Source organism: Nocardioides pymetrozini, assembly GCF_046058985.1.
Taxonomy (GTDB): Bacteria; Actinomycetota; Actinomycetes; order Propionibacteriales; family Nocardioidaceae; genus Nocardioides.
The window spans coordinates 3,051,947-3,077,928 of the sequence record NZ_CP175556.1 but is presented as its reverse complement, the minus strand read 5'-3'; the positions used below and the strand labels follow the sequence as shown (position 1 = coordinate 3,077,928).

Annotated in this window: 23 protein-coding genes; 18 read left to right on the top strand and 5 right to left on the bottom strand. The window is 72.6% G+C overall.

Features of this window, described 5'->3' with window-relative positions:
- Nucleotides 1-50: 50 nt before the first annotated feature.
- The gene (locus ACJ5H2_RS15110) at nt 51-875 is read right to left on the bottom strand and encodes an ABC transporter permease (protein ID WP_408896235.1); all 825 of its coding nucleotides are present in this window, start codon (nt 873-875) and stop codon (nt 51-53) included.
- The gene (locus ACJ5H2_RS15105; RefSeq protein WP_408896233.1) at nt 872-1,804 is read right to left on the bottom strand and encodes an ABC transporter ATP-binding protein; all 933 of its coding nucleotides are present in this window, start codon (nt 1,802-1,804) and stop codon (nt 872-874) included. Before ACJ5H2_RS15105 ends, ACJ5H2_RS15110 begins: the two co-directional genes overlap by 4 nt.
- 132 nt (nt 1,805-1,936) lie before the next feature.
- On the opposite strand from ACJ5H2_RS15105, the gene ACJ5H2_RS15100 reads away from it, so the two are divergent.
- Nucleotides 1,937-2,581: a DsbA family oxidoreductase gene (locus tag ACJ5H2_RS15100; RefSeq protein WP_408896232.1), complete on the top strand. Its 645-nt coding sequence runs from the start codon at nt 1,937-1,939 to the stop codon at nt 2,579-2,581.
- Nucleotides 2,582-2,589: 8 nt separating this feature from the next.
- Here the strand turns inward: ACJ5H2_RS15100 and ACJ5H2_RS15095 are convergent, their stop codons facing one another.
- On the bottom strand, nt 2,590-3,042 hold the full coding sequence (locus ACJ5H2_RS15095; RefSeq protein ID WP_408896231.1) for a MaoC family dehydratase: 453 nt from the start codon (nt 3,040-3,042) through the stop codon (nt 2,590-2,592).
- A 138-nt stretch (nt 3,043-3,180) separates the two neighbouring features.
- On the opposite strand from ACJ5H2_RS15095, the gene serA reads away from it, so the two are divergent.
- Complete coding sequence (gene serA / locus ACJ5H2_RS15090) at nt 3,181-4,785, top strand: phosphoglycerate dehydrogenase (protein WP_408896230.1); 1,605 nt, start codon at nt 3,181-3,183, stop codon at nt 4,783-4,785.
- Nucleotides 4,786-4,942: 157 nt separating this feature from the next.
- On the opposite strand, the gene ACJ5H2_RS15085 is transcribed toward serA, so the two are convergent.
- Nucleotides 4,943-6,397, bottom strand: a complete 1,455-nt coding sequence (locus tag ACJ5H2_RS15085) for a PLP-dependent aminotransferase family protein (RefSeq protein WP_408896229.1) — start codon at nt 6,395-6,397, stop codon at nt 4,943-4,945.
- Nucleotides 6,398-6,458: 61 nt separating this feature from the next.
- Between ACJ5H2_RS15085 and ACJ5H2_RS15080 the strand changes: the two genes are divergently transcribed.
- Genes ACJ5H2_RS15080 through ACJ5H2_RS15025 form a run of 12 tightly spaced genes read left to right on the top strand, consistent with a single transcriptional unit; the run spans nt 6,459 to nt 20,567 of the window.
- On the top strand, nt 6,459-7,172 hold the full coding sequence (locus ACJ5H2_RS15080) for a YczE/YyaS/YitT family protein (protein ID WP_408896228.1): 714 nt from the start codon (nt 6,459-6,461) through the stop codon (nt 7,170-7,172).
- A 40-nt stretch (nt 7,173-7,212) separates the two neighbouring features.
- Entirely contained in the window at nt 7,213-8,442 is a 1,230-nt protein-coding gene (locus ACJ5H2_RS15075; RefSeq protein ID WP_408896227.1) for a toxic anion resistance protein, read from the top strand.
- A gap of 33 nt (nt 8,443-8,475) precedes the next feature.
- On the top strand, nt 8,476-8,994 hold the full coding sequence (locus tag ACJ5H2_RS15070; RefSeq protein WP_408896226.1) for a hypothetical protein: 519 nt from the start codon (nt 8,476-8,478) through the stop codon (nt 8,992-8,994).
- Nucleotides 8,991-10,676: an AAA family ATPase gene (locus ACJ5H2_RS15065; protein ID WP_408896225.1), complete on the top strand. Its 1,686-nt coding sequence runs from the start codon at nt 8,991-8,993 to the stop codon at nt 10,674-10,676. Before ACJ5H2_RS15070 ends, ACJ5H2_RS15065 begins: the two co-directional genes overlap by 4 nt.
- Nucleotides 10,673-11,947, top strand: a complete 1,275-nt coding sequence (locus tag ACJ5H2_RS15060) for a hypothetical protein (protein ID WP_408896224.1) — start codon at nt 10,673-10,675, stop codon at nt 11,945-11,947. The genes ACJ5H2_RS15065 and ACJ5H2_RS15060 overlap by 4 nt, the downstream gene beginning before the upstream one ends.
- Complete coding sequence (locus tag ACJ5H2_RS15055; RefSeq protein ID WP_408896223.1) at nt 11,944-12,873, top strand: glutamate ABC transporter substrate-binding protein; 930 nt, start codon at nt 11,944-11,946, stop codon at nt 12,871-12,873. The genes ACJ5H2_RS15060 and ACJ5H2_RS15055 overlap by 4 nt, the downstream gene beginning before the upstream one ends.
- Complete coding sequence (locus ACJ5H2_RS15050) at nt 12,870-14,000, top strand: hypothetical protein (protein ID WP_408896222.1); 1,131 nt, start codon at nt 12,870-12,872, stop codon at nt 13,998-14,000. The genes ACJ5H2_RS15055 and ACJ5H2_RS15050 overlap by 4 nt, the downstream gene beginning before the upstream one ends.
- The gene (locus ACJ5H2_RS15045; RefSeq protein WP_408896221.1) at nt 13,997-16,405 is read left to right on the top strand and encodes a tetratricopeptide repeat protein; all 2,409 of its coding nucleotides are present in this window, start codon (nt 13,997-13,999) and stop codon (nt 16,403-16,405) included. The genes ACJ5H2_RS15050 and ACJ5H2_RS15045 overlap by 4 nt, the downstream gene beginning before the upstream one ends.
- Nucleotides 16,402-17,559, top strand: coding sequence for a protein phosphatase 2C domain-containing protein (locus ACJ5H2_RS15040; protein WP_408896220.1), 1,158 nt, complete (start codon nt 16,402-16,404; stop codon nt 17,557-17,559). The genes ACJ5H2_RS15045 and ACJ5H2_RS15040 overlap by 4 nt, the downstream gene beginning before the upstream one ends.
- Nucleotides 17,552-18,841: a VWA domain-containing protein gene (locus ACJ5H2_RS15035; RefSeq protein ID WP_408896219.1), complete on the top strand. Its 1,290-nt coding sequence runs from the start codon at nt 17,552-17,554 to the stop codon at nt 18,839-18,841. The genes ACJ5H2_RS15040 and ACJ5H2_RS15035 overlap by 8 nt, the downstream gene beginning before the upstream one ends.
- Nucleotides 18,838-19,626 (top strand): FHA domain-containing protein, encoded by a 789-nt coding sequence (locus ACJ5H2_RS15030; protein WP_408896218.1) that lies wholly within the window; start codon nt 18,838-18,840, stop codon nt 19,624-19,626. Before ACJ5H2_RS15035 ends, ACJ5H2_RS15030 begins: the two co-directional genes overlap by 4 nt.
- A gap of 47 nt (nt 19,627-19,673) precedes the next feature.
- The gene (locus tag ACJ5H2_RS15025) at nt 19,674-20,567 is read left to right on the top strand and encodes an SDR family oxidoreductase (protein ID WP_408896217.1); all 894 of its coding nucleotides are present in this window, start codon (nt 19,674-19,676) and stop codon (nt 20,565-20,567) included.
- A 10-nt stretch (nt 20,568-20,577) separates the two neighbouring features.
- Here ACJ5H2_RS15025 and ACJ5H2_RS15020 read toward each other — a convergent pair whose 3' ends face one another.
- Nucleotides 20,578-21,147: an O-methyltransferase gene (locus ACJ5H2_RS15020; RefSeq protein ID WP_408896216.1), complete on the bottom strand. Its 570-nt coding sequence runs from the start codon at nt 21,145-21,147 to the stop codon at nt 20,578-20,580.
- A 429-nt stretch (nt 21,148-21,576) separates the two neighbouring features.
- Here ACJ5H2_RS15020 and ACJ5H2_RS15015 point away from each other — a divergent pair, with 429 nt between their 5' ends.
- The 4 genes from ACJ5H2_RS15015 (at nt 21,577) to ACJ5H2_RS15000 (ending at nt 25,818) form a co-directional block, all read left to right on the top strand.
- Nucleotides 21,577-21,741, top strand: a complete 165-nt coding sequence (locus tag ACJ5H2_RS15015) for a hypothetical protein (protein WP_408896215.1) — start codon at nt 21,577-21,579, stop codon at nt 21,739-21,741.
- Nucleotides 21,742-21,752: 11 nt separating this feature from the next.
- Complete coding sequence (locus tag ACJ5H2_RS15010; RefSeq protein ID WP_408896214.1) at nt 21,753-22,853, top strand: 3-isopropylmalate dehydrogenase; 1,101 nt, start codon at nt 21,753-21,755, stop codon at nt 22,851-22,853.
- Between the two features lie 81 nt (nt 22,854-22,934).
- Entirely contained in the window at nt 22,935-24,014 is a 1,080-nt protein-coding gene (locus ACJ5H2_RS15005) for a branched-chain amino acid aminotransferase (RefSeq protein WP_408899640.1), read from the top strand.
- Nucleotides 24,015-24,090: 76 nt separating this feature from the next.
- Nucleotides 24,091-25,818: a serine/threonine-protein kinase gene (locus tag ACJ5H2_RS15000; RefSeq protein ID WP_408896213.1), complete on the top strand. Its 1,728-nt coding sequence runs from the start codon at nt 24,091-24,093 to the stop codon at nt 25,816-25,818.
- The last annotated feature ends 164 nt before the right edge of the window (nt 25,819-25,982 follow it).

The following is a 25,982-nucleotide window of genomic DNA, read 5'->3' as shown; positions in this document are numbered from 1 at the left end:
GTCGGGACGCACCGGGTCGGTGCGGGGCGGGCGCCACCTCGTCGGCGGACCTACTTGACCTCGGAGCGCAGCAGCGCGCGGGTGCCCACCAGGAGCGGCAGCACCAGCCAGATCACCGACGTGACCCCGAGCTGGGCCCACATCTCACCGGTCATGTCGTTGTCGAACAGCCGCATCGTCGCCCAGTTGTGGTCGATCCAGGCGCCGTTCTCCGACCACCACTCCTGCGTGCTGGCGAGCGCGCTGGAGACGCCCGGAAGCACCAGGGAGTACACGAAGTAGGAGACGATCGCGGCCGGCGAGTTGCGCAGCACCACGCCGAGCATGAAGCCCATCAGCATCCCGATCTCGTTGGCCAAGATGATCTGGGCGAACTCGCCGACCTCGACGTTCCAGGTCGGGTCGACCCCGGCGATCGCCGTACCGACGACGTTGCCGAGCGCGCCGACGCCGGCGGCGACGAGCATCGAGACCGCGCCGATGAGGACCGTCAGGAGTCCCTTGGCCGCCAGCACCCGGCGTCGGCTCGGCACCAGGGTGAAGGTGGTCAGCGCCGTGCGCTGGCTCCACTCGCTGGAGACGGCGAGGATCGCGACGAGGGGAAGGATGACCGCCATCGGGAACCCGACGGCCGAGGCGAAGGTCTCGTAGGTCAGCTCGTCACGCGGCGCGAAGATGACCGTCGCACCGGTGGCGATGACGGCGAGCAGGACGATGCTCGCCATCAGCCAGAAGCCCGAGCGGGTGTCGAACATCTTGCGCAGCTCGACCGAGACGATGCGGCGGAACGGGGTGCGCTCCGGCGTCGTACGGGGAGTGCCGGTGGTGGTCGTGGTCGTGGTCGCGGGGGTCGGGGCGACGGTGGTGGCGGTCATGCCGCTGCTCCTTGCTGGGTGGAGGTGCTGGTGTTGTCGACGGCGTCACGCTGGCTCTCGGCCGTGAGGGCCAGGAACATCTCCTCGAGCCCGGCCCCGTCGGCCGCGCGCAGCTCGGTGAGCGCGATGCCGGCGGCGAAGGCGACCTGGCCCACGCGGCCGAGGTCGGCCTCGGCGAGCACGGCGCCGCCGGAGGTCGGCCGCGCGGCGATGCCGTCGGCGACGAGTGCGGCGGCGAGGGCGACCCCGTCGGCCGCCCGGACGAGCGTGCCGGCTCCGGCCAGCAGCTCGTCCTTGGTGCCCTGGGCGACGATCCGGCCGTTGCCGATGACGACGAGGTCGTCGGCGATGACCTCGATCTCGTGCAGCAGGTGCGAGGACAGCAGCACGGTGCCGCCCTGGTCGGCGAAGTCGCGCAGCAGGTCGCGCATCCACCGGATCCCGGCGGGATCGAGGCCGTTGGCCGGCTCGTCGAGGATGAGGACCTCCGGGTCGCCGAGCAGGGCGGTCCCGATGCCGAGCCGCTGGCGCATGCCGAGCGAGTAGTTGCGGACCCGGCGGCTCGCCTCGTCCGGTGTGAGGCTGACCCGCTCCAGCATCGCGTCCACCCGAGTGCGGGGCAGGCCCATCGTGAGAGCTGCGATGGTGAGGATCTCGCGGCCGGTGCGACCGGCGTGCTGCGCGGAGGCGTCCAGCAGGACGCCGACCTCGCGGCCGGGGTCGGGGAGGTCGGCGAACCGGCGTCCGAGCACGCGGACCTCGCCGGAGCCGGGAGCGGTGAGGCCGACCATCACGCGCATGGTGGTCGACTTGCCGGCTCCGTTGGGACCGAGGAAGCCGGTCACCCGGCCAGGCTGCGCGGTGAAGGACACGTCGTCGACGGCGGTGAAGCTGCCGTAGGACTTGGAGAGGGACTCGACTGTGATCATGGCGGCAAGCCTGTCGCCGTCGGCTCCTCCCGCGCTTCGGGCACAACCCCGGAGCCGTCCCTGAGCCGACCCTGAGGTGCTTCGGGGTCGCGCGGCCGGGAAGGTTCCCGGCCCGGAGCCGGTTGGGCTCACATGCGGATCGAGATCTGGGCCGACGTCGTGTGCCCGTGGTGCTACATCGGCAAGCGACGACTGGAGAGGGCGCTCGACGCCTTCGAGCACCGCGATGCGGTCGAGGTCGTGTACCGCTCCTACGAGCTGGACCCGTTCGCGCCCGAGGTCGGGACGGAGACCACCGTGCAGGTGCTGGGCCGGAAGTTCGGGGCCGACGAGCCGCAGACCCGGGCGATGATGGCGCGGGCCGACGAGGTCGCGGCCGGCGAGGGCCTCCAGTTCGCCCACGCCGACGCTCTCCACGCACGAACCCTCACCGCCCACCGGCTGCTGCACCTCGCCAAGGAGGCGGGCGCGCAGGAGGCGCTGCTCGAGGAGATCCTGGCGGCGTACTTCACCCGCGGCGAGTCGCTCGGCGACCACGACGTGCTGCGCCGGGCAGCGGCGGCCGTGGGCCTGGACCCGGCGCGGGTCGAGGAGGTGCTCGCGGGCCAGGAGTACCGCGACGCGGTCATGGCCGACGTCGCGCAGGCGCGCGCCTACGGCTCCGACGGGGTGCCGTTCTTCGTCATCGACGGGCGCTTCGGCATCTCCGGCGCCCAGCCGACGGAGCTCTTCGCCCAGGCTCTCGACCAGGCGTGGTCGAGCCGCGAGAGCGCCTGAGCGCCGTCCTACGGCAGCAACAGGACGACGGTCTCGGCGACGCAGGCGGGCTTCGCCTCGTCCTCGATCTCCACGGTGTGGTGCACCGTGAGCTGCTTGCCGCTGGGGACGTCGACGACCGTCCCCATCCGCACGTGCAGGCGGATCCGCTTCCCGACGCGCAGCGGTGCGGGGAAGCGGACCTTGTTGACGCCGTAGTTGAGCTTGGCGCCCGGGGTGCGCAGCGTGAACACCTGGCTGCCGAGCCAGGGCACCAGCGCCAGCGTGAGGTAGCCGTGGGCGATCGTGCCGCCGAAGGGGCCGTCCTTGGCGCGCTCCAGGTCGACGTGGATCCACTGGTGGTCACCGGTCGCGTCGGCGAACTGGTTGACCCGTCGTTGGTCGATCGTCACCCAGTCGCTGGTCCCGAGGTCGGTCCCGGCCGCCTCGGCCAGCTCGTCGAACGTCGTGAACACCCGCATGGCCTGACTCCCTCGTCGTACCCGTCCTCTGACATCTCGACCTTAGGGCCCGGGCGGCGCCGGTGCGAGTAGGCTGGCCACCACGCACAGCGTCGTGCCGCACGTCCCCACCCGCACATCCGGTAAAGGTTGCCCGCTGTGACTGCCCCGACCGCACGTCCTGTCGTCCTCATCGCCGAAGAGCTGAGCCCCGCCACCGTCGAGGCGCTGGGCCCGGACTTCGAGATCCGCCACTGCAACGGTGCGGACCGAGCCGAGCTCCTTCCCGCGCTCGCGGACGTGGACGCGGTCCTGGTGCGCTCCGCCACCAAGGTGGACGCCGAGGCGCTCGCCGCCGCGCCCCGGCTCAAGGTCGTCGCGCGCGCCGGGGTCGGCCTCGACAACGTCGACGTCAGGGCCGCCACGCAGTCGGGGGTGATGGTCGTCAACGCCCCGACGTCCAACATCATCTCCGCCGCCGAGCTGGCGGTCGCGCTCATGCTCGCCGCGGCGCGCCACGTCTCCCCGGCCCATGCCGCGCTGCGGGCCGGGGAGTGGAAGAGGTCGAAGTACACCGGCATCGAGCTGTTCGAGAAGACCGTGGGCATCGTCGGCCTGGGCAGGATCGGCGTGCTGGTCGCCCAGCGTCTCGCGGCCTTCGGCATGAACGTCATCGCCTACGACCCCTACGTCCAGGCCGGCCGCGCCGCCCAGGTCGGCGTCCGCCTCGTCGACCTCGACACCCTCATGGCCGAGTCGGACTTCATGTCGGTGCACCTGCCCAAGACCGCCGAGACCATCGGTCTCATCGATGCCGACGCGCTCGCGAAGGCGAAGCCGTCGCTCGTGCTGGTCAACGCCGCGCGCGGCGGCATCGTCGACGAGGCCGCCCTGTTCGACGCGCTCAAGACCGGGCGGATCGCGGCGGCGGGCCTCGACGTGTTCGCCAAGGAGCCGTGCACCGACAGCCCGCTGTTCGAGCTCGACAACGTCGTGGCCACCCCGCACCTGGGAGCCTCGACCGACGAGGCGCAGGAGAAGGCCGGCATCGCGGTCGCGAAGTCGGTGCGCCTCGCGCTCTCCGGTGAGCTGGTCCCCGACGCCGTCAACGTGCAGGGCGGTGTGATCGCGGAGGACGTCCGGCCCGGCATCCCGCTCACGGAGAAGCTCGGCCAGGTGTTCACCGCGATCGCCGGCGAGGTCGCCCAGCAGCTCGACGTGGAGGTCAGCGGCGAGATCGCCGACCACGACGTGAAGGTGCTCGAGCTGGCCGCCCTCAAGGGCGTCTTCAGTGCCGTCGTCGAGGACCAGGTCTCCTATGTGAACGCCCCGCTGCTCGCGGCAGAGCGCGGTGTCGCCGTACGGCTCGTGCTGGACGGCGAGAGCGGCGACCACCGCAACCTCATCACGCTGCGGGGGACGCTCGCCGACGGCACGCAGGTCTCCGTCAGCGGGACGCTCGTGGGGATGGCCCAGCGCGAGCGGCTGGTGGAGGTCAACGGCTATATCGTCGACATCGAGCCCACCGAGCACCTGGCCTTCTTCACCTACGTCGACCGGCCGGGCATGGTCGGCACCGTCGGCCAGATCCTCGGTGAGGCGCAGGTCAACATCGCCGGCATGCAGGTCTCCCGAGAGACCAAGGGCGGCGAGGCCCTGGTCGCCCTGTCCGTCGACTCCGCCATCCCGCCCGACGCGCTCACCCAGATCGAAGCCGCCATCGAAGCGACCTCGATCCGCGCGGTGGATCTGGTCGGTGGTTGAGTCGTCACTTCCGACCCGCCGAGTTGCCGCTTGTGACCGGTCGAGATGACGAAAAGTGTCCCGAGCCCGCGAGGGGTGGTGACTCGGCGGGTCGAAAGTGACGACTCGAAGGGTCGGAAGTGACGACTCGAAGGGTCGGAAGTGACGACTCAACGGATCAGGCCACCAGCACCGGGTCCGATCCGGGTACGGCGGGGCGGCGGCCGGCGCGGCCGGAGGTGACGACGGTCCAGGCGTCGGCGATCCGGCGTACGGCCTCGACCAGCTGGGGCGCGGCGATCGCGTAGGGAAGGCGGACGTAGCGGTCCAGGCCGCCCTCCGGGGCGAACGAGGGTCCGGGCGCCAGCAGGACGCCGTGCCGCTCGGCCTCGGTCGACAGCGCCGTCGCCCCGGCGACGGGGAGGTGGCACCACAGCGCCATGCCGCCGGTCGGCGGACGGAACTCCCAGTCGGGCAGGTGCTCGGCGAGCGCACCGGCGAGCGCGTCGCGCTGCTCGCGCAGCCGGGCGCGCTGGCCACGCAGCACCGCCTCGAGATCGCCGGTCAGCAGCCGGGTGAGCACCAGCTGCTCGAGGACGGGTACGCCGAGGTCGAGCCCGACCCGGGCCCGGGTGAGCCGGTCGACGAGGGCGTGGGGCGCCCGGATCCAGCCCAGGCGCAGACCTCCCCAGATGCACTTGCTGGCGCTGCCCACGCACACCGCGTCCCTGGCGAGCGAGGCGAAGGGCGTGCCGGCCACCTCGTCGTCGAGGGGGAGGAGGTGGTGCGCCTCGTCGACCACCGCGACCGCACCGTGGCGCGCGAGCAGGTCGGCGTACCGCTCGCGGTCCGGCTCGGACATCACCAGCCCGGTCGGGTTGTGGAAGTCCGGCATCACGTGGACCAGCCGCGGTCGGTGGCGCGCCACGGTCGCGGTCACGGCGTCGAGGTCCCAGCCGTGCGGGTCGAGCGCGATCGTCGTCAGCCGTCCACCGCCGGCCCTGAGCGCCTGGACGGCGTTGGGGTACGTCGGCGACTCCATCAACACCCGGTCCCGCGGGCCGGCGAGCGCGCTGCCGACGACGGCCGTCGCGGCGAGGGCGCCCGGCGTCACCAGGATCTGCTCGGGTGCGGTCGGCAGCCCGCGCGCGTCGTACGTCGCCGCGATCGCGGCCTGCAGGTCGGGCATGCCCGCGGGGAAGTAGCCGTGGCCGCCGAGGTGGGCGGGCAGGTCGGCGGCCGCCTCGGCATAGACCGCGGCGATGCCGGGGGGAGCGGTCGCGGCCGCGCACACCAGGTCGATCACCCCGTTGCCGACGTCGCTGGGCCACAGGGCCCGGTCCAGGGCGCGGGTGCGCCCGCCGGGCAGCCGGGTGAAGGTGCCCGCGCCCTGCCGGGCCTGCGCGTAGGAGGAGTCCCGGAGGACGGCGTACGCCCGGGTCACGGTCGTGCGCGAGACGCCCAGCGCCTCGGTGAGATCCCGCTCGCTGGGCAGCCGGGTGCCATAGCCGATCCGGCCGTCGCCGATGAGCTCGCGCAGGGCGTCGGCCAGCCCGACGTACGCCGGTGAGCGGTCGAACCCGGCGACGAGGGTGGCGAGCCGGGCGGCGGTGAGCGCGGTGGACTGCTCCATGAAGGCCATTGGAACACGATTGGCTATTTCGGGACAGTCCAATCTCGGTCACGCTGGTGGCATGTCGATCGCCGCGCCCACTCCTCGCGTCGCCGCCCAGCTGGCCGATCTCGGCCCGATCGCGCAGCTGCGCGCCGGCCGCCTGCCCCGCCGCCTGGTCCAGCTGTACGTCGGCCTGTGGCTCTACGGCGTCAGCCTGGCGCTGATGGTGCTCGGCGACATCGGCCTGGCGCCGTGGGACGTGCTGCACTCCGGCTTCATCCGCCACGTGCCGATCACGCTCGGCCAGGCGGTGGTGCTGTTCAGCTTCGTCGTGCTCGTGCTGTGGATCCCCCTGCGCGAGAAGCCCGGGCTCGGCACGATCTCCAACGCCGTGGTCGTCGGGCTCGCCGCGGACGCCACCCTGGCGATGTTCGACGCTCCCGACGGGATCCTCGCGCGGGTCGCGCTCATGGCCGGGGGCATCGTGCTGTGCGGGCTCGCCACCGCGCTCTACATCGGCGCCCAGCTGGGTCGCGGGCCCCGCGACGGGCTGATGACGGGGCTGGCTCGCCGTACCGGACTGTCGATCCGGCTGGTCCGCACCGTCCTCGAGGTCACCGTCGTCGCCGTCGGCCTCGCGCTCGGTGGCATCCTCGGCGTCGGCACGGTCGCGTACGCCCTCACGATCGGTCCGATCGCGCAGTGGATGATGCCGTGGTTCCTGGTCGAGCTGCCCGCGCCCGCCCCGTCCCTGGGTGGGAACCCTGAACCCGACCCTGATTTGCTCTCCTGACCCTGCATGCGCGGAGGGTTCGCTGGATAGGCTCGGCTCCATGACCACCGACGGTTCCCAGGCTGCCGCTCCCGAGCCCACCCCGCTCGCACCCCCCGAGCCCGTCATCACGCTGACCGCACCGGAGGCTCCGGCCCCGGTGGTGGAGACCCAGGCGCCCAAGATGGCGCCCCAGGTCGAGGCGGCGATGGTGCCCGAGCTCGACGCGAAGGTCGACAGCTTCCTGGCGTCGCTGACCGCCACCAAGGCGGGGAGCCCGGAGTTCGCCAAGCAGGCCGAGAACGTCCGCACCATGGGAGATGCCGACATCCGCAAGGCGGCGGAGACGTCCAACCGGATGCTCGACCGCCCCGTCAACGCGCTCAAGACCGGTGGCATCGCGCAGGGCTCGAACGTCGGCAAGACGCTGCTCGAGCTGCGCCGTACCGTCGAGGACCTCGACCCCGGCCAGGCGACCGGGGTGAAGAAGTGGTGGGACAAGCTGCCCTTCAACGACAAGATCGAGGACTACTTCCGCAAGTACCAGTCGTCGCAGAGCCAGCTCAACGGCATCCTGCACTCGCTGCGCAGCGGGCAGGACGAGCTGACCCGCGACAACGTCGCCCTCAACCTGGAGAAGACCAACCTCTGGGCGGTCATGGGTCGGCTCAACCAGTACATCTACGTCGCGGAGAAGCTGGACGCGAGGCTCTCGGCCAAGATCGCCGAGCTCGAGCTCAGCGACCCCGACACCGCGAAGACGCTGTCCCAGGACGTCCTCTTCTACGTCCGCCAGAAGCACCAGGACCTGCTCACCCAGCTGGCGGTGTCGATCCAGGCCTATCTCGCCATCGACATCATCATCAAGAACAACATCGAGCTCATCAAGGGCGTCGACCGGGCGACCACGACGACGATCTCCGCCCTGCGGACGGCGGTCATCGTCGCGCAGGCGCTGAGCAACCAGAAGCTCGTACTGGACCAGATCACCGCGCTCAACACGACGACCTCGGCGATGATCCAGCGCACCTCGGAGATGCTCAAGGAGAACTCCGCGGCCATCCAGGAGCAGGCCGCCTCCTCCACGATCGGCATGGAGCAGCTGCAGGCGGCGTTCGCCAACATCTACGCCACGATGGACTCCATCGACGAGTTCAAGCTCAAGGCGCTCGACACCATGTCCACGACGATCGGCGTGCTGGAGACCGAGGTCCAGAAGTCGAAGGCCTATCTCGAGCGGGTGCAGCAGCATGACGCGCGCAATGCGGCCGGCACCCTGGACATCGGCTAGGTCGAGGAGCGCAGGGGACAGGGCAGATTCCGGGTGGGGCTGAAGTCGTGGTGGCGCAGGAACCGGGCGGGCGCCGACCAGGAGCCGGCGTACGTCGTGCCGCCGGCGCCGACTGAGCAGGACATCCGTGCCGCCCTCAACCAGGTCAACGCCATGCTGACCGAGGGCAACGCGCCGCCGGTCGTGGTGTCGCGGGTCGTGCGGATCTCGCGCACCATCAACCAGACGCTGCCGCGGCTGAGCCAGCTGGGGCTCGGCAGCGAGGAGAGCTACTCGGTCGTGGCGACCGCGACCGACTACCTCCCTGAGGCCCTGCAGTCGTACCTGCGGCTGCCGCGCGACTGGGCGGACACCCGGCCCATCGACGGACCGAAGACCGCGCTCATGGTGCTGATCGAGGCGCTCGAGCTGCTCGGCGTGACGATGGACCAGATCCTCGACGCCGCCAACCGCGCGGACGCGCAGGCGCTGATCGCGCACAGCCGCTTCCTCGACGCCAAGTTCGGCCACTCCTCCTCGGGCGGCCCCGACCTCACGCTGGGAACACCATGAAGCTCACCGACGCCCTCGACGCCCTCGTCGCCGCGGCCCGCGAGGCCGGTCTCGACGAGTCTGCCGCCCGCGCCGAGGGCGAGGCGGTGGCCGCCACTGTCTCCGAGCGCTCCCGGGGCGCCTTCGTCGACTGGTGCGAGCAGACCGGACGAGCCCGCTCGGCGGAGGAGCACATGCTGGCGGCGAAGCGCGGCAACCGCTTCCGCGCGGGCCCGACGCCGCTGATGTCCCAGCTGCTGCTCGAGAGGTCGGCGGCGTCGGCGCAGTACGCCGGCGCGCTGGCCGACGTCGCCCTCGCCGGGTCGCGGCTGGGCGAGCCGGGTCCGGACGCGATCGGCGCCGCCACCACCGTCACCACGGCCCAGCTCGGCGGGGGATCGGCGGGTCTCGCCCCGTCGGCCGGCTCCCCGGGCGCCTTCGACCTTCCCGCTCGACAGCCGGTCCCGGGCCTCGGCGACCAGATGCTCGACCAGGTCCGCCGGGTGGGGGAGCAGGTACGACGCCAGCTGGGCGCGCTCGATCGGGCGGGCGGTTTCGAGGCTCGGTCGCGGGGCGACCTCGCACCTCAACCACCGTCCGAGCTCGCACCTCGACGACCGACCGAGCTCGCGCCCCAGCCACCGAGCGCCGACGGCGTGCAGACGCAGGCGGCGGAGCCGGAGACGCCCGCCGAGGAGCCGGTGAGGGAGTCCGAGCCGACCAAGACCGTCGAGGAGCTGCTCGCCGAGCTCGACGGCCTGATCGGGCTGGCCAACGTGAAGGGTGAGATCCACCGCCAGGCCGCGGTACTGCGCGTCGAGGGCCTGCGCAAGAAGGTCGGGCTGGAGAGCCCGACCATCACCCGTCATCTCGTCTTCAACGGCAACCCCGGGACCGGCAAGACCACCGTCGCCCGCCTGGTCGCCGGCATCTACCGCGCGCTCGGGCTGCTCACGAAGGGGCAGCTGGTCGAGGTCGACCGCTCCGAGCTGGTCGCGGGCTATCTCGGCCAGACCGCGGCGAAGACCGCCGAGGTGGTGAAGTCCGCCGAGGGCGGCGTGCTGTTCATCGACGAGGCGTACTCGCTCTCCGGCGACCAGTACGGCAAGGAGGCCATCGACACCCTCGTCAAGGAGATGGAGGACAAACGCGACGACCTCGTCGTGATCGTCGCCGGATATCCCCTTCCGATGGCGATCTTCATCTCCGAGAACCCGGGCCTGGAGAGCCGCTTCCGCACGACCATCGACTTCGCGGACTACACCGACGACGAGCTGGTGGCGATCTTCGCCTCGATGGTCGAGGGCGCCGACTACGACGCGGGCGAGCCCGTGCTGACCCGGCTGCGCGAGATCCTCGCCGCGACCGAGCGTGGCCCGTCCTTCGGCAACGCGCGCTTCGTGCGCAATCTGATGGAGGCCGCGATCGGCCACCACGCCTGGCGGCTGCGGGAGGTCGCCGAGCCGACGGTCGAGCAGCTGCGGACCCTGGAGCCCGACGACCTGGTCGTCGACCCCAACGAGCAGCCCGCCGCCGAGGGCGGGGACGCCGGCGAGGGCGGGGACGCCGGCGAGGAGGCTGGCAGCGAGGCTGAGGTCACCCCGCCCGCCGACGCAGCCCCGCAGCAGCCGGTCGACCCCTTCGGTGACGACGCCACGGTCGCCCGCACGCCGGTGACCGCCGAGGATGAGGAGCAGCCGTGAGCCAGACCGCCACCCAACAGGCCGCTCCGCCGCCCCCGACCGCCGCCGCTGCCCCCGCGCACGCCGCTCCGGCCCCGGGCGCCGCTGCCCAGGCCGACCCGGCGTTCGTCGACACGCCCGCCCTGCTCAACCGTTGGCAGCTCATCGGCATGAGCGTGACCATCCTCTTCGGCATCCTCAGCGCGCTGGTGCAGTTCGTCAGCTGGCAGGCCGACGGGCGGGCGGCGGACGACACCGAGCAGCTGGTGCGGACCCAGGAGATCAAGACCTCGCTGCTGCGTGCCGACGCGCTGGCGACCAACGCCTTCCTCAAGGGTGGTCTGGAGGAGCCAGAGCAGCGTCGGGAGTACGACGAGGCGATCGACGGCGTGTTGACCGACATCGCCGACGCGGCCGAGGCGCAGCCCGCTGACCGGAAGGCCCTCGCGGCACTCAACGTCGAGGTGACCGAGTACGCCACCGCCGTCGCCCAGGCACGGGACAACAACAGGCAGAACTACCCGATCGGCGCCGAGTACCTCAGCGGCGCCGATGTCGAGCTGCGCGCCACGGCGCTGCCGATCCTCGACGAGCTGGTCGACGCCAACCAGCAGCGCGCGGAGGACGCCATGTCCGGGCAGCACCCCTTCTGGCTGCTCCTGCTCGGCGTCGCGACGCTGGTGGCTCTCGTCTGGCTCAACCGGGAGCTGGCGCGCCACTTCCGGCGGCGCGTCAACAAGGGCCTCGCCATCGCTGCTGTCATCGTCCTCGCCGTCACGCTGGTGACGATGATCGGCGCCTGGATCCGAGACAGCTCCAACGACAGCCTGCGCGACGGCGAGTTCGCCACCGCGGTCGCCGAGGCCGACGCGCGCACGGCCGGCAACGACGCCAAGGCCAAGGAGAGCCTGCGCCTGATCAAGCGGGGCTCGGGGGCGACATACGAGGAACGCTGGAAGGAGTCCGCGGACGCCGTCATGTCGTCCGGCACCCGCGCCAAGACGTCCTGGCTCGCCTACAAGGACGTGCACGACCAGATCGTCGCGCTCGACGACCAGGGCAGGTGGGGGGAGGCCCGCGACATGGCCATCGAGCAGAGCGGAGAGGCCTTCGAGCCCTTCGACGAGGCGACCCGCGCGGCGGTGGAGGAGAACGGTGCCCTCGCCACCGAGGCGCTGCGCAGCGGGCGCTGGCTCGCGCTCGTGGTCAGTGCGCTGACGCTGGGCCTCGGAGTCACGGCCGCCGTGGCGGTCTCCCGAGGAATCGGCGAGCGACGGAGGGAGTTCTCATGAGGCGGGTCCGACTCACGATCGCGACGCTGGTCGCCTCGGCGGCCATGCTGGCGGGGTGCGGCTACGACGCCACCCCGCTGCCGAAGCCGGAGGAGGAGGCGTCGGCGGCACCGCCGGCTGCCGCGACACCCGTGGAGTGCGACAACGCCACCCAGTCCTACGCGCCGAGCAGCGACAGGGGCGCCGCGGTCAAGCAGCTCATCAACAAGGACCGGCTCGTGGTCGGCGTCTCCGGCGACACCTACAAGATGGGCTTCACCGACCCGACCGACGCCACCCTCAAGGGCTTCGACATCGAGTTCGCCGAGGCGATCGCCAAGGCGCTCGGCGTCACCTTGGACCTGCGCGTGATCTCCGCGGCCCAGCGGATCGAGATGCTCGACGCGGGGGAGATCGACATGGTCGCCCGGAACATGACGGTGAACTGCGATCGCTGGGCCCAGGTCGCCTTCTCCTCCGTCTACTACAACGCCACGCAGAAGGTGCTGGTGGGCACCGACGACGCCGCGGACTACACCGGTCCGGCGAGCCTGGCCGGCAAGCGGGTCTGCGCGCCCGCGGCCACGACCAGCGTCGCCAACATCAAGAAGATCGAGCCCGACGTGATCGCCGTCGAGGCGGCCAACCACACCGGCTGCCTGATCAAGTTCCAAAACAGCGAGGTCGACGCCATCACCGGTGACGACACCGTGCTCGCCGGGCTGGCCGCCCAGGACCCCTACACCGCGGTGCCCCAGCAGGAGAAGCTCACCGACGAGCCCTACGGGCTTGCCTTCAACAAGGGAGACGTCGCCCTTGTCCGGTTCGCCAACTCCGTGCTCGACCAGATGCGGTCCGACGGGCGGTGGACCGCGATCTACGACGAGTGGCTCAAGCCCACGCTCAAGGTCGACGCCACACCCCCCGCTCCCTCCTACGGCCGGTGAGCGTGCCCGCCACCATGACGACCACGGCGCCCACCGCCCCCGGCAAGCTCGGGGACGCGCTGGACCCTGCCGCGATCCAGGCCTACCTGGGCGAGCTCGACACCTGGCTCCGGGTCCGCCGCTCCGAGCTCGACGAGCTCGACCAGGCCGCGCTCGCGGTCGGCCGCGGCGGCGAGCTCGCGGGCGACATGTCGTTGGCCCTCGCGCTGTGGAAGGCGATCTCCGACCGCTACCAGCTGGTCTTCGCGACCTGGGACGGCGGGCGGGTGCTGCAGCAGGAGCGCGAGCGGATCTCGGCGCTGATCTGGGGCCGCCTCGACGGCGCCACCGAGCTGCCGGGCGGACTGGCGGTATCGCTGCCCGAGGCCGGCCGGCTCTGCGACGCGCTGACCGGGCAGCTGCGCAACCGGCTGGCGCTGGTGCCGGGCGCGGACGCGCAGGCCGCGCAGATCCGCGAGCTGCGGGCACAGCTCGAGCGGATCCGCGACCAGGTCGGCCTCGAGCCCGCCTTGACCCGCGACGACGCCGTGCACCGGCTCGCCGACCTGATGTCGCGCCTGGAGGCCATCACCGCGAAGGCCGAGCGCGGGGGCGACGTCGGCGGCATGCTCGGGCCGCTCGTCGCCGAGGCGACGACCTTCGAGCGCGATCTCATCGTCGGCAACGCCCGGCGCCGCGACGCCCGGGACCAGGTGATCTCCGCGCGCGAGCTCCGCGCCGACCTGGCCGAGCGCGCGACTGCCCTGCAGAAGCTGGCGCAGACCTGCGTGGCGACGGTCGAGCCCGCGCCGCGCTACGCCGTGCCCGACGTCGAGGCGCTCGGCCCCGTCCCGGTCACTCCCGACGCGATCGGGCCCTATCGCGAGCGGCTGGGCCGGGTCTCCCAGGCCCTCGAGGTCGCCCAGCACGCCTACGCAGCGGCGCTGGACGAGCACACGCAGCTGGTCGCGCTGCTGGACGCCTATGTCGCGAAGGCCCGGGCCGCCGGGGTCGCCGACCACCCCGACCTCGTCGCGAGCGAGCAGTCCGCGCGCGGCCTCCTCGAGCGCCGCCCGACGCCGATGGCGGTCGCGCGGCAGCTCGTCACGACGTACCAGACCTGGCTGACGAAGGAGACGAGCCCATGAGCCAAGGTGCCTGCACCCAGCCCGGCTGCACCGGCAGCATCCTCGACGGCTACTGCGATGTGTGCGGGATGCCCGGCGATGCGCCCGCCGCGGTCCACTCGCCCGTCGGGGACACCGCCACCGTCAAGGCTCCCATCGCAGCGGCCGTCGCCTCGGGCAACCCCGCCAGCGTCGCCGCCTCGACCTGCCAGCAGCCCGGCTGCACGGGCACGATCCTCGACGGCTACTGCGACGTGTGCGGTACGCCGGCCGTGCCGGGCGCGCGCGTCGCCGAGGCCGCCGCGATCGCCGAGTCCCAGCCCCTGTCGGGCCGGGAGGGCACCTCGGCGACGGCGGCCAGCCGCGTGCAGTCCGCGGCTATCGGGTCCAAGCGGGCCGGTGCGAGCGGGACCTCGTCCACCCGACGAACCCGCACGGGGTCGCAGCGGATGCGCAGCGCGCGCATCGGAGCGGGGCTGACCGTCGTGCCGCCCGCCCCGCCGGTGGACGCCGCGAAGGCGATCATGGCGAACCCGCAGGTGCCCGAGGACAAGCGCACCTGCTCCAAGTGCGGCAACGCCGTCGGCCGCAGCATCGACGGCCAGCCGGGACGCAGCGAGGGCTTCTGCCCGAACTGCGGCCAGCAGTTCTCCTTCACGCCGAAGCTCCAGCAGGGCGACCTCGTGGCGGGCCAGTACGAGGTCGCCGGCGCGCTCGCCCACGGCGGCCTCGGCTGGATCTACCTGGCGCGCGACCGCAACGTCTCGAACCGCTGGGTCGTGCTCAAGGGCCTGCTCAACTCCGGCGATCCCGACGCGCTCGCCGCCGCGATCGCCGAGCAGCAGTTCCTGGCGCAGGTCGAGCACCCGCTGATCGTCGAGATCTACAACTTCGTGACGCACGAGGGCGCCGGCTACATCGTCATGGAGTACGTCGGCGGGAAGTCGCTCAAGCAGATCCTCAAGCAGCGGATGGCGGCGAACAACGGGGTGTACGACCCGCTGCCCGTCGACCAGGCGCTGGCCTACATCCTCGAGCTGCTGCCCGCGTTCCAGTACCTGCACGACCTCGGGCTGGTCTACTGCGACTTCAAGCCGGACAACATGATCCAGGTCGGCGACGCGATGAAGCTCATCGACCTCGGCGGCGTGCGCCGCATCGACGACGAGGAGTCGGCGATCTACGGCACGGTCGGCTACCAGGCGCCCGAGGTCGCCGAGGTCGGGCCGTCGGTCGCCTCCGACATCTACACGATCGGGCGCACGCTGGTCGTGCTGTGCATGGAGTTCCGGGGCTACCAGGGCACCTACCTGCACAGCCTGCCGCCGGTCGACGCGACCCCGCTGTTCCAGGAGTTCGACTCGCTCTACCAGCTCATCGCCAAGTGCTGCGCACCGGACCCGGCGGACCGGTTCGCCTCGGTGGACGAGATGCGCACCCAGGTGCTCGGGGTGCTGCGCGAGGTCGTGGCTCGCAAGCGTCAGGGGACCGCGACGACGTCGGCTGCCTCGGTCCTCTTCGAGTCGCCTGCCACGGCGCGCCCGATCACCGAGTGGAGCCAGCTGCCCGACCTGCGGACCGACACCACGGATGCGCAGTACGGCTGGCTGAGCACGATCGCCGACGAGGACCCCGCCCAGCGGCTCAAGGACCTGGAGTCCGCGCCCGAGGACACCGCCGAGGTGTGGCTCGCCCGTGCCCGCGCCGCGCTCGACCTCGGTGAGCCGGTCCTGGCGCGCAGCCACGCCCAGCGGCTGCTCACCGACGACCCGTGGGAGTGGCGGGCGCTGTGGATCGAGGGGCTCGCCGCGGTGCAGGCGGGGGACTGGGAGACCGCCAAGGCGTCGTTCAACGCCGTCTACCAGCAGGTGCCCGGCGAGCTCGCGCCGAAGCTGGCCCTGGCGTTCGCGTGCGAGCGCGGCGGCCTGCCCGAGGTGGCCGAGGGGCTCTATCTCGTCTGCGCCTCGACCGACGCGGCGTACGTCCCGCCCGCGGCCTTCGGCATGGCGCGGGTGCGCGCGGCGCGCGGAGATGCGGCCGGCGCCGTCGCGGCCCTGGACCTCGTCCCCACGACGAGCCGGGGCTACACCGAGAGCCGGCAGCAGCGCGCCGAGGTGCTCCTCTCCGGAGGCGTACAGGACATCGCGGTGCTGGACCAGGCCATGCGGACCATCGAGGCCTCCAGCGTGGACCAGCAGACCCGCCAGCGGTTCACGGTCCGGATCCTCAACGAGGCACTGCCGGTCGTCAGCAACGGCGGCGTCCCCGCCGGGGCCCGGATCGGAGCCGTCGAGGCGACCGAGGCGGGCGTGCGCGACGGTCTCGAGAACGCCCTGCGGATGCTCGCCCGCGACGCCGTCGACCTCAAGGAGCGGGTGAGCCTGGTCAACCAGGCCAACGCCGTCCGGAACTGGAGCCTCACGTGACCTGTTCGTCCTGCGGAGCCGCGCTCGCCCCGGGTGCCCGCTTCTGCGAGAACTGCGGCGCACAGGTCGGTGCGGCGGCGGGTCCCCACGAGGCTCCGGCGGCTCCGGCGGCGTCCACCGGCGACCCGCTCGGCGACGCGCCGATCAGCGCGCCCACCCGCAAGCCCTCCGGCTCCCTGCCGGACCCGCCGGCCCCGGCCACCCGACGTCCCTGCGTCGAGTGCGGAGGAGAGGTCGGCCCCGACCTCTACTGCCTGGAGTGCGGCACCAAGGCGCCCAGCGAGCGCGACCACTTCCGTGAGCAGCCGGCGTCCTGGGTGGCGGGGGTGTGCGACAAGGCCATCGGCAAGAGCCGCAACGAGGACGCGATGGCGCTGCTCGCCAGCCCGGAGCCCGGCTCGCGCGCGGTGCTCATCGTGATGGACGGGGTGTCCAACTCCGTCGACTCCGACGTCGCCTCGCTCGCCGGGGCCCGGGCGGCGCGCGAGGTGCTGCGGATGCCGCTGCCGTCGGGGATGGGGACGCCGGAGAGCCGCGACGCCGCCGTCCGCAAGGTGTTCACCGACGCCGCGGCCGCCGCCAACACCGCGATCATCGCGGTGACCGACCCGGACTCGACCAACCCCGCGTCCGCCACCTTCTCCGCCGCCGTCCTGGAGGGCCGGCGGATCGCCTGGGCCAACATCGGGGACTCGCGCTCCTACTGGCTGCCCGACACGGGGACGCCGGTCCAGCTCTCCGTGGACGACTCGGTCGCCCAGGCCCAGATCACCGCGGGCGTCGCGCGCGAGGTCGCGGAGACCGGCCCGCAGGCGCACGCGATCACCAAGTGGCTGGGCCGCGACTCCGAGGACCCCACCCCGACGGTGGGCGCCGTGGAGGTGACCGAGAGCGGCTGGCTGCTGGTCTGCTCCGACGGCCTGTGGAACTACGCCTCCGAGCCCGAGGCCCTGGCGGCGCAGGTGCGGGCCGCCGCCACCGACGACCCGGCGGACCTGGCCCTGGCGCTCGTCGCGTTCGCGAACGCCGCCGGCGGGCACGACAACATCACCGCCGCCCTGGCCCGGGTCGAGCTCGCCGGGCTCGGGCACAATGACCAGATCCCGACCCCCGCACCGGCGGGCACCCCAGGAGGAGAGCCGAGCGATGGCTGAGTTCAGCGCCGCCGTCTACCAGAACGAGTTCCTGCCCGACGGCGGGACCGACGTCAACGCGATCGTCACCATCACCTGCAAGGGGGCCGGCACGGCCGGCCGGTCCGGGGCGGGCAGCGCGGGCGAGATCATCATCGTCGACACCTCCGGCTCGATGGGTCCGGCCACCATGGCGGCGGCCAAGGAGGGCGCCCAGGCCGCGCTCGCGGAGATCGTCGACGGCACCTACTTCGCGGTGATCGCCGGCGCCGACCGGGCGATGCTCGCCTACCCGCCGGTGTCCAGCGGCCCGGGCATGGTCCCGATGGACGCCCGCGCCCGTCAGGAGGCGTCGGCGGCGATCGACCGGTTCGTGGGCAGTGGGGGCACGGCGATCAGCACCTGGCTCGACCTCGCCGGGCAGCTGTTCGCGTCGGTCCCCGAGGTGACGCAGCGCCACGTGCTGCTGCTGACCGACGGCGAGAACCGGGAGCGTCCCGGCCGGCTCGACGAGGCGATCAACCGGGCGACGGGCTACTTCCAGGCGGACTGCCGCGGCGCCGGCACCGACTGGCAGGTCGCCGAGATCCGCCGGATCGCGCAGGCCCTGCTCGGCACGGTGGACATCATCCCCAGCCCGGCGCAGATGAAGGCCCAGTTCCAGGAGATCATGCGCAACGCCATGGCGCGCGGCGTCGCGGACGCCTCGCTGCGGGTGTGGACGCCCCAGGGTGCCGAGGTCCTCTTCGTGCGCCAGGTCTCGCCGACGGTCGAGGACCTCACCCACCGGCGTACGCCGGTCAACCCGCTCACCGGCGACTACCCGACCGGAGCCTGGTCGGACGAGTCGCGCGACTACCACGTCGCGGTCCGGGTCCCGGCGAAGGCGATCGGCCAGGAGCAGCTCGCCGCGCGCGTGCAGCTCGCCCTCGGCAGCGACGTGGTCGCCCAGGGCCTGGTGAAGGCGACGTGGTCGAACAACTCCGAGCTGACCACCCGCATCGACCAGCAGGTCGCCCACTACACCGGCCAGGCCGAGCTCGCCCAGGCCATCCAGGAGGGCCTGGCGGCCAAGGCCGCGGGTGATGAGGCCACCGCCACGACCAAGCTGGGCCGCGCCGTGCAGCTCGCCGCCGAGACCGGCAACGACGAGGCGACCTCCAAGCTGCGCAAGGTCGTCGACGTCGACAACGAGGAGACCGGCACCGTCCGGCTCAAGCGGGCCGTCGACAAGGCCGACGAGATGGCCCTCGACACCGCCTCGACCAAGACGACCAGGATCCGCAAGGAGCCCACGTCATGAGCACCTGCCCGTCCGGGCACGAGTCGTCCTCGGACGACTACTGCGACGTCTGCGGGCTCCCGATCCCGGCCGGCGGCGCGGCGGCCCCGCCCGACGCGGAGCCGGCGCCGCCGCCGGCTCCCGCCCCGGAGCAGACGACCGCGCAGTCGACGGCGCAGTCGACGGCGGAGTGCCCGAACTGCCAGGCGGCCAACCCCCCGAACGCGCTGTTCTGCGAGGCCTGCGGCTACGACTTCACGACCGGGTCGATGCCGCGCCCGATCACGCCGTCGGTCCTGGACCTCGCTGCCCCCGGCGCGCCGTCGGCCACGCCGTCGGCGACCGACGAGCCCGGAACGGCGGACGCGGGCAGCGCGGCGGCGTCGATCGCACCGCCGCTCGCGGACGCCTGGGTGGCCGAGGTCTGGATCGACCCCGACTGGTACGCCGACCAGGAGTCGACCGACCCGCTCCCGTCGGCGGGCGTGCCGACCGTCGTACCGTTGCGGACGACGTCGGTCCTGGTCGGTCGCACCTCCCGCAGCCGAGGCATCCATCCCGACATCGACCTCGGCTCCGACAACGGGATCAGCCGCCGTCACTGCCAGCTCACGACCGACGGCACCCGCTGGTGGGTCGAGGACCTGGGGTCCTCGAACGGCACCTATCTCGGCTCCGCGACAGGTCCGCTGCCCAAGGACCCCGTCCCGACGGGGGAGAAGCGGGAGATCGCGCCGGACGCACGGGTCTATCTCGGCGCGTGGACCCGGATCGTGATCCGGCGGGCCCAACCCGGCGAGGTCTGACGCGGACGTCCCCCTCCCGAGCGGCCGTCGTCTGCGAGCATGCGTCCATGGCGATCAAGGACCAGGTCATCCTCATCACCGGCGGCGCCCGCGGGATCGGGCTCGAGACGGCCAAGGCGCTCGCCGCCCGCGGCGCCCGGGTGGTCCTGACCGATCTCGACAGCCCCGCCCTGGAGGAGGCCGTGGCCGCGATCGGGACCGACCGCTGCGAGGGCATCGTCGCCGACGTGTGCGACCTCGCGGCGATGGAGGCGGCGGTGGCCACGACGCTGGAGCGCTTCGGGCGCCTCGACACGGTGCTGGCCAACGCCGGCATCGCCAGCTACGGCTCGGTGCTGGCCATCGACCCGGCCGCCTTCCAGCGCACGATCGACATCAACGTCGTCGGCGTCTTCAACACCGCCCGGGCGTCCATCCCGGCCCTCGAGCAGAGCAAGGGCTATCTACTCGTGGTGTCCTCGCTGGCCGCCTTCGCCGCGGCGCCCGGCCTCGCGGCGTACAACGCCAGCAAGGCCGGTGTCGAGCACTTCGCGAACGCGCTGCGGCTCGAGGTCGCCCACCTGGGCATCGCCGTCGGGTCCGCCCACATGTCGTGGATCGACACCCCGCTCGTGCAGGACGCGAAGAGCGACCTTCCGGCGTTCCGGGAGATGCTGAGCAAGCTCCCGCCGCCGCTCAACCGGACCACCGGCGTCGAGGCGTGCGTCAAGGCGTTCGTCAGGGGTGTGGACAAGCGCTCGCGGCACGTCTACTGCCCGGGCTGGGTCCGCGGCGCCGGGCTGAACCGCAATGTCATCAACTCCGCCGCCGGCAACCGGCCCATCCTCAAGATGGTGCCCGACCTGCTGCCGCGGATGGACGCCCAGGTCCGCGCGCTCGGCCGGTCGACGAGCGCGCGCAACGTGGCCAACGACGAGCGGGCCGCGCGGGGGGACGGCTGAGCGGGCTGTCTCAGCGGCGCGTGGCGATCAGCGCCGACGCATCCGGCGCCACCATCACCTCGACGGTGGTGAACCGCTCGTCGGTCAGCCACTCCTCGCGCAGGGTGTCGACCCGGCCGCCGGTGATCGGCGGCCACATCTCGCAGGGCACGAAGTCGTCGAGGACGACGATCCCGCCCGGCTCGACGAGGTCGGCGATCTTGTCCACCCCGACCGCCGCGGGGTCGCCGGAGTCGAGGAACAGCAGTGCGAACGGCCCCTTGTCCATCAGCGTGGACCAGTCGGCGGCGAGGACGTCGACCAGCGGGTCGTCGTCGAAGATCTCGGTCGCGGCCGCGGCGAGCTTGGGGTTGAGCTCCGCGGTGAGGATCCGCGCCTTGTCGTTGCGGACGCCGGAGCGCAGCCACGCCGTGCCCACCCCGCACCCGGTGCCGAACTCAGCCATCGTTCCCTCCCGCGTCGCGGCCAGGGCGGCCAGGAGGCGTCCCGTCTCGTTGCGGCAGAAGGACACGTAGCCGGCGCGCCGGGACACGTCGAAAGCGCGGTGGACCACGTCGGGCAGCTCGGGAGGCGCGCTCATGACTCGAGTCTCACCCCTGCGACCAAGGACCGGGACCGAGATCTCGGATCGTGGATCGCCCGCCGTCGCGCCCGCATCGTGGACGAAACCGGGACACCGGCCGGCCCGCTGTCGTAGAGTCCTCCCATCATGCGGAGCGCTCTTCTCGTAATCGTGCGCCGCGGCGAGGCCTGAGAGAGGCCACCTCGCCGCGGTGACTGCGGCGTTCCCCGATACCGCGTCGGGCTTCTCGATCCAACCGAAGTCCTGGCGCATCTCCGATCCGCACCGCGGCGGGCCCACCGGCCGGCACAGCGCGATCCGCACCCCCGTCGCAGTCGAGCACCCGTGAGACCCACGAGCTGACGCCCACCCGCCGCGGTGGGAGAGCACAGGACCGACAGCAGCACCCGTCCGGCACCCGTCCTCCAGCTCATGAGAGAAACAGCGATGTTCACCACCTCCACCCGCCCCGGCGCCCAGTACCGCGACTCACGGGAGTGGGGACCGGCCAAGCACGATCCCGAGCACCCCTTCCACGTGGCCCACTTCGACCCGGCCGTCACCGCGACTGACCTGCGAGACGGTGACGAGGCGCTCCCGGACGACAACTAGGTTTTCGTCCCATGACCGACTCCTCTGCCCCCGCCGCCTCCGTCACCACCGGACAGGTCGCCCTGGGCGTCATCCCCGGCGACGGCATCGGCCCCGAGGTGACCGCCGAGGCCCTCAAGGTGCTCGAGGTCGCGGCGCCGGCGGACCTGAAGTTCGCGCAGACCAGCTACGACCTCGGCGCCGAGCGCTACCTGCGCACGGGCGAGGTGCTGCCCGACAGCGTGCTGGAGGAGATCCGCGGCCAGGACGCGCTGCTGCTCGGCGCCGTCGGCGGGAAGCCCAACGACCCGAACCTGCCCCCGGGCATCCTCGAGCGCGGCCTGCTGCTCAAGCTCCGCTTCGAGCTCGACCACTACGTCAACCTGCGCCCCTCGCGCATCTACCCGGGCTCGGTGTCGCCGCTGTCCGACGAGGTGCTGAGCAAGGGCGAGGTCGACTTCGTCGTCGTCCGCGAGGGCACCGAGGGCCCCTACACCGGCAACGGCGGCGCGCTGCGCGTCGGCACCCCGGCCGAGGTTGCGACCGAGGTCTCGGTGAACACCGCGTACGGCGTGGAGCGGGTCATCCGCGACGCCTTCGAGCGCGCCCGCAGGCGCCCGCGCAAGAAGCTCACCCTCGTCCACAAGACCAACGTGCTCGTGCACGCCGGCCAGGTGTGGTGGCGGCTCTTCCAGCAGGTGGCCGCGGAGTATCCCGACGTCACGACGGACTACAGCCACATCGACGCGGTGATGATCTACCTGACCACGGACCCGCAGCGCTTCGACGTCATCGTCACCGACAACCTCTTCGGCGACATCGTGACCGACCTGGCCGCGGCCATCAGCGGCGGCATCGGCCTGGCGGCCTCCGGCAACGTCAACCCCGACCGGACCGCGCCCTCGATGTTCGAGCCCGTGCACGGCTCGGCGCCCGACATCGCCGGTCAGCTCGTCGCCGACCCGACCGCGGCCATCCTGTCCGGAGCGCTGCTCCTGGACCACCTCGGCCACCCCGAGGCCGCCGCCCGGATCGAGGCGGCGGTGCTCGCCGACCTCGAGGCGCGCACCCCCGGCCAGCAGCGCCGTACGCCGGAGGTGGGCGACGCCATCGCGGCACGAGTAGCCGGCTGAGTCCGCGCCGGGGCGCCTCGCCCCGGACGCGGGCACACGGCCCACTCCCGACCCGCGTTAACGAGGACTAACCTGATGACCATGCAGATCACCACCACGCTCTCTGCGAACCCCACCGACGACGCCCGACTGGCCGAGATCCTGGCCAACCCGGGCTTCGGGGTGAACTTCTCCGACCACATGTTCACCGTCGAGTGGACACCGGAGCGAGGCTGGTACGACGCCCGCATCACGCCGTACGGACCCGTCACGCTCGACCCGGCCGCGGCGGTGCTGCACTACGCGCAGGAGACCTTCGAGGGGATGAAGGCCTACCGCCACGACGACGACTCGCTGTGGCTGTTCCGGCCCGAGGCCAACGCCGAGCGGATGAAGCGCTCCAGCCACCGGCTCGCGCTTCCCGTGCTCGAGGTGCCCGACTTCATCCAGGCCGTCGAGGAGCTGGTGAAGGTCGACGCGCGCTTCGTCCCGGGCAACCCCGACGGCGGCGAGAAGAGCCTCTACCTGCGGCCGTTCATGTTCGCCTCCGAGAAGTTCCTCGGTGTGCGCCCGGCCCAGCACGTCACCTTCATGGTGATCGCCAGCCCGGCCGGCGCCTACTTCAAGGGCGGCGTCAAGCCGGTCACCCTGTGGCTGACCGAGGAGTACACCCGCGCCGGTCGCGGCGGGATGGGCGCGGCCAAGACCGGCGGCAACTACGCCTCGTCGCTGGTCGCGCAGCAGGAGGCCTATGCCCAGGGCTGCGACCAGGTGGTCTTCCTCGACGCCCAGGAGGGCAGGTACGTCGAGGAGCTCGGCGGGATGAACATGTACTTCGTCTTCGACGACGGCTCCATCGTCACCCCGGAGACCGGCACCATCCTCGAGGGGATCACCCGGTCCTCGATCATCGAGCTCGCGGGGAAGATGGGCCACCAGGTCACCGAGCGGAAGTTCGGCATCGACGAGTGGCGCGAGGGCGTCGCCAGCGGCCGCATCACCGAGATCTTCGCCTGCGGCACCGCCGCGGTCGTCACCCCCGTCGGCTCGCTGAAGTACGCCGGCGGCGAGACCCCGGCGCCGGCGAGCCAGGATCTGACCATGCGCATCCGCGAGGCCCTGGTCGGGGTCCAGCTGGGTCGCGCCGAGGACACCTTCGGGTGGATGCGCCGCATCGACTGAGGCGGGCGCGTCGTACCGGCGAGCCGCACCGAGGCGCCTCATCGCCGAGCTCGACGCGCGCGGGTAGCCTCGCTTCGTGACGATCCGCCCGGACAGCAGCAGCGCCCCCACGCGCGTGGGGCGCTACACGCTGCTGACCAAGCTCGGCGAGGGCGGGATGGGCATCGTGCACCTCGCCCAGGGCCCGGACCGGCAGCGGGTCGCGCTGAAGGTGCTGCGCCCGCAGGTGGTCGGGGACCAAGAGGCCCGCAGCCGGCTGGCGCGCGAGGTCGGCTCGCTGACCCGGGTGCGCAGCCCGTGGGTCGCGGAGATGCTCGACGCCGACCCGTGGGCCGAGGTGCCCTACGTGGTCACCCGCTACGTCCCTGGCTTCTCGCTGCACGAGCACGTCGCCACCGAAGGCCCGGTGAGCGGGCGGGACCTGCTGTGGCTGGCCGGCTGCCTCGCCGAGGGCCTCGCCGCGGTGCACGGCGCGGGCGTCCTGCACCGCGACGTGAAGCCCGGCAACGTCCTCATGGAGGGCCGCACGCCCATCCTCATCGACTTCGGCCTCGCCCGCGTCGCCGACGACATCCGGCTCACCCAGACCGGCTGGCTGCTCGGCACGCCGGGCTACCTGGCCCCGGAGATCCTGTACGGCGACGACGCGACCCCCGCCGCCGACGTGCATGCGTGGGCGGCGACCGTCGCGTACGCCGCCAGCGGCCGGCCGCCGTACGGACGCGGGCCGGCGATGGCGGTGATGGACCGCACCCGCCGCGGCCAGCACGACCTCGCCGGCATCGAGAGCCCGCTGGCGGAGGTCCTGGCCGCGGCGCTCGACCCGGAGCCCCTGGAGCGCCCCCTCCTCGAGGAGCTGCTGGCCTGGCTGCGCCCGCAGAGCACGCGCCCCGAGCTCGCGCCGGTGCCGCCGCCGGGGGCGCTGTTCCCCGCGCCGGTCTCGGCGGCCGACGACTTCACGCTCCCGCTGGCCCTGGCGGCGCAGGGCGGTGCGCCTGCCCCGGCCGGGCCGGCCACGCCGCCGACGGTGCCGGAGCCCGCCCCGGGCACCCAGGTGCTGCCCACGGCGCTCGAGCCGCCCGCGCCCGTTCCGCCGACGACCGCGGGTCCGACCGCGCCTGTGCCCCCGAGCCCGCCGCCCAGCCCGCCGCCGAGTGCCGCGCCGGACGCCGCGCTGGCGCGGATGGAGGAGGAGTTCGACCAGGCCTGGGGCGCGGACCCGGCATGGGCGCCGCCGCCGAAGGCGCCGCTCGGCGAGCGGGTCCGGCGCTGGACGGCGTTGGGCGCGGGTGCCGTGGCCCTGGGCGCCGGCTTCGCCGCAGCCCCGTGGATGGCGGGCGCGGTCGTCGTGCTCGCCGTCTGGCTGCTCCGGGCCGGCTCGCTGGCGACCTCCGCGGTCGCGAGCCGCCGTACCGTGCGCGGCGCCAGGTGGTACGACGGCCTGCGCTGGGTCTCGACCAGCCCGTGGCACCTGGTCCGCGCGGTGACCGGGACGGTGGTGCTCGTGTCCTGGAGTGCCGGTCTCGGCGCGGCGGCCGGGCTGCTGGGCTACGCGCTGGCGCTGGAGGTCCCCAGCACCCTGATGGCGTGCGGGGCGACCCTGGGTGTCGCGCTGTGGTCGGGTCCGGGCAGCAGCCGGTTCCGCTCGCCGGTGTCCCGACTCGTGGTGCCGCTGTGCCGGCGTCCGGTGCCCTGGCTGCTGACCTGCGCCCTCCTGCTGGCGCTCGCCGGCGGGCTGGGCGCGCTCGTGGCGGGCAACGGCGTCAGCTGGGCGCCGTGGGCGGACGGCCCGTTTGGACTCTGAGCCCCCCGGGCCCCCATCCGTGGCACACTGAGGCTCGTGAGCACCATCTCCACCCCGTGCCCGACCCTGAGCACGATCATTAGTTAGCGCGTCCGACCGCCGTCGGACGCGCCAGCCTCTCGTTGCCGAGGGGCTTTTGTTTTGCCCGGACCCAGCCAGCGAGA

Excerpts from the sequence above, each read along its gene's own strand:
- ACJ5H2_RS15005 (WP_408899640.1), top strand. The coding sequence starts at position 22,935 with ATGCAGATCACCACCACGCTCTCTGCGAACCCCACCGACGACGCCCGA.
- ACJ5H2_RS15085 (WP_408896229.1), bottom strand. The coding sequence starts at position 6,397 with ATGGAGCAGTCCACCGCGCTCACCGCCGCCCGGCTCGCCACCCTCGTC.
- ACJ5H2_RS15065 (WP_408896225.1), top strand. The coding sequence starts at position 8,991 with ATGAAGCTCACCGACGCCCTCGACGCCCTCGTCGCCGCGGCCCGCGAG.
- ACJ5H2_RS15045 (WP_408896221.1), top strand. The coding sequence starts at position 13,997 with ATGAGCCAAGGTGCCTGCACCCAGCCCGGCTGCACCGGCAGCATCCTC.
- ACJ5H2_RS15035 (WP_408896219.1), top strand. The coding sequence starts at position 17,552 with ATGGCTGAGTTCAGCGCCGCCGTCTACCAGAACGAGTTCCTGCCCGAC.
- ACJ5H2_RS15105 (WP_408896233.1), bottom strand. The coding sequence starts at position 1,804 with ATGATCACAGTCGAGTCCCTCTCCAAGTCCTACGGCAGCTTCACCGCC.
- ACJ5H2_RS15025 (WP_408896217.1), top strand. The coding sequence starts at position 19,674 with ATGGCGATCAAGGACCAGGTCATCCTCATCACCGGCGGCGCCCGCGGG.
- ACJ5H2_RS15080 (WP_408896228.1), top strand. The coding sequence starts at position 6,459 with ATGTCGATCGCCGCGCCCACTCCTCGCGTCGCCGCCCAGCTGGCCGAT.
- ACJ5H2_RS15055 (WP_408896223.1), top strand. The coding sequence starts at position 11,944 with ATGAGGCGGGTCCGACTCACGATCGCGACGCTGGTCGCCTCGGCGGCC.
- ACJ5H2_RS15095 (WP_408896231.1), bottom strand. The coding sequence starts at position 3,042 with ATGCGGGTGTTCACGACGTTCGACGAGCTGGCCGAGGCGGCCGGGACC.
- ACJ5H2_RS15100 (WP_408896232.1), top strand. The coding sequence starts at position 1,937 with ATGCGGATCGAGATCTGGGCCGACGTCGTGTGCCCGTGGTGCTACATC.
- ACJ5H2_RS15015 (WP_408896215.1), top strand. The coding sequence starts at position 21,577 with ATGTTCACCACCTCCACCCGCCCCGGCGCCCAGTACCGCGACTCACGG.
- ACJ5H2_RS15030 (WP_408896218.1), top strand. The coding sequence starts at position 18,838 with ATGAGCACCTGCCCGTCCGGGCACGAGTCGTCCTCGGACGACTACTGC.
- ACJ5H2_RS15020 (WP_408896216.1), bottom strand. The coding sequence starts at position 21,147 with ATGAGCGCGCCTCCCGAGCTGCCCGACGTGGTCCACCGCGCTTTCGAC.
- ACJ5H2_RS15110 (WP_408896235.1), bottom strand. The coding sequence starts at position 875 with ATGACCGCCACCACCGTCGCCCCGACCCCCGCGACCACGACCACGACC.
- ACJ5H2_RS15010 (WP_408896214.1), top strand. The coding sequence starts at position 21,753 with ATGACCGACTCCTCTGCCCCCGCCGCCTCCGTCACCACCGGACAGGTC.
- ACJ5H2_RS15075 (WP_408896227.1), top strand. The coding sequence starts at position 7,213 with ATGACCACCGACGGTTCCCAGGCTGCCGCTCCCGAGCCCACCCCGCTC.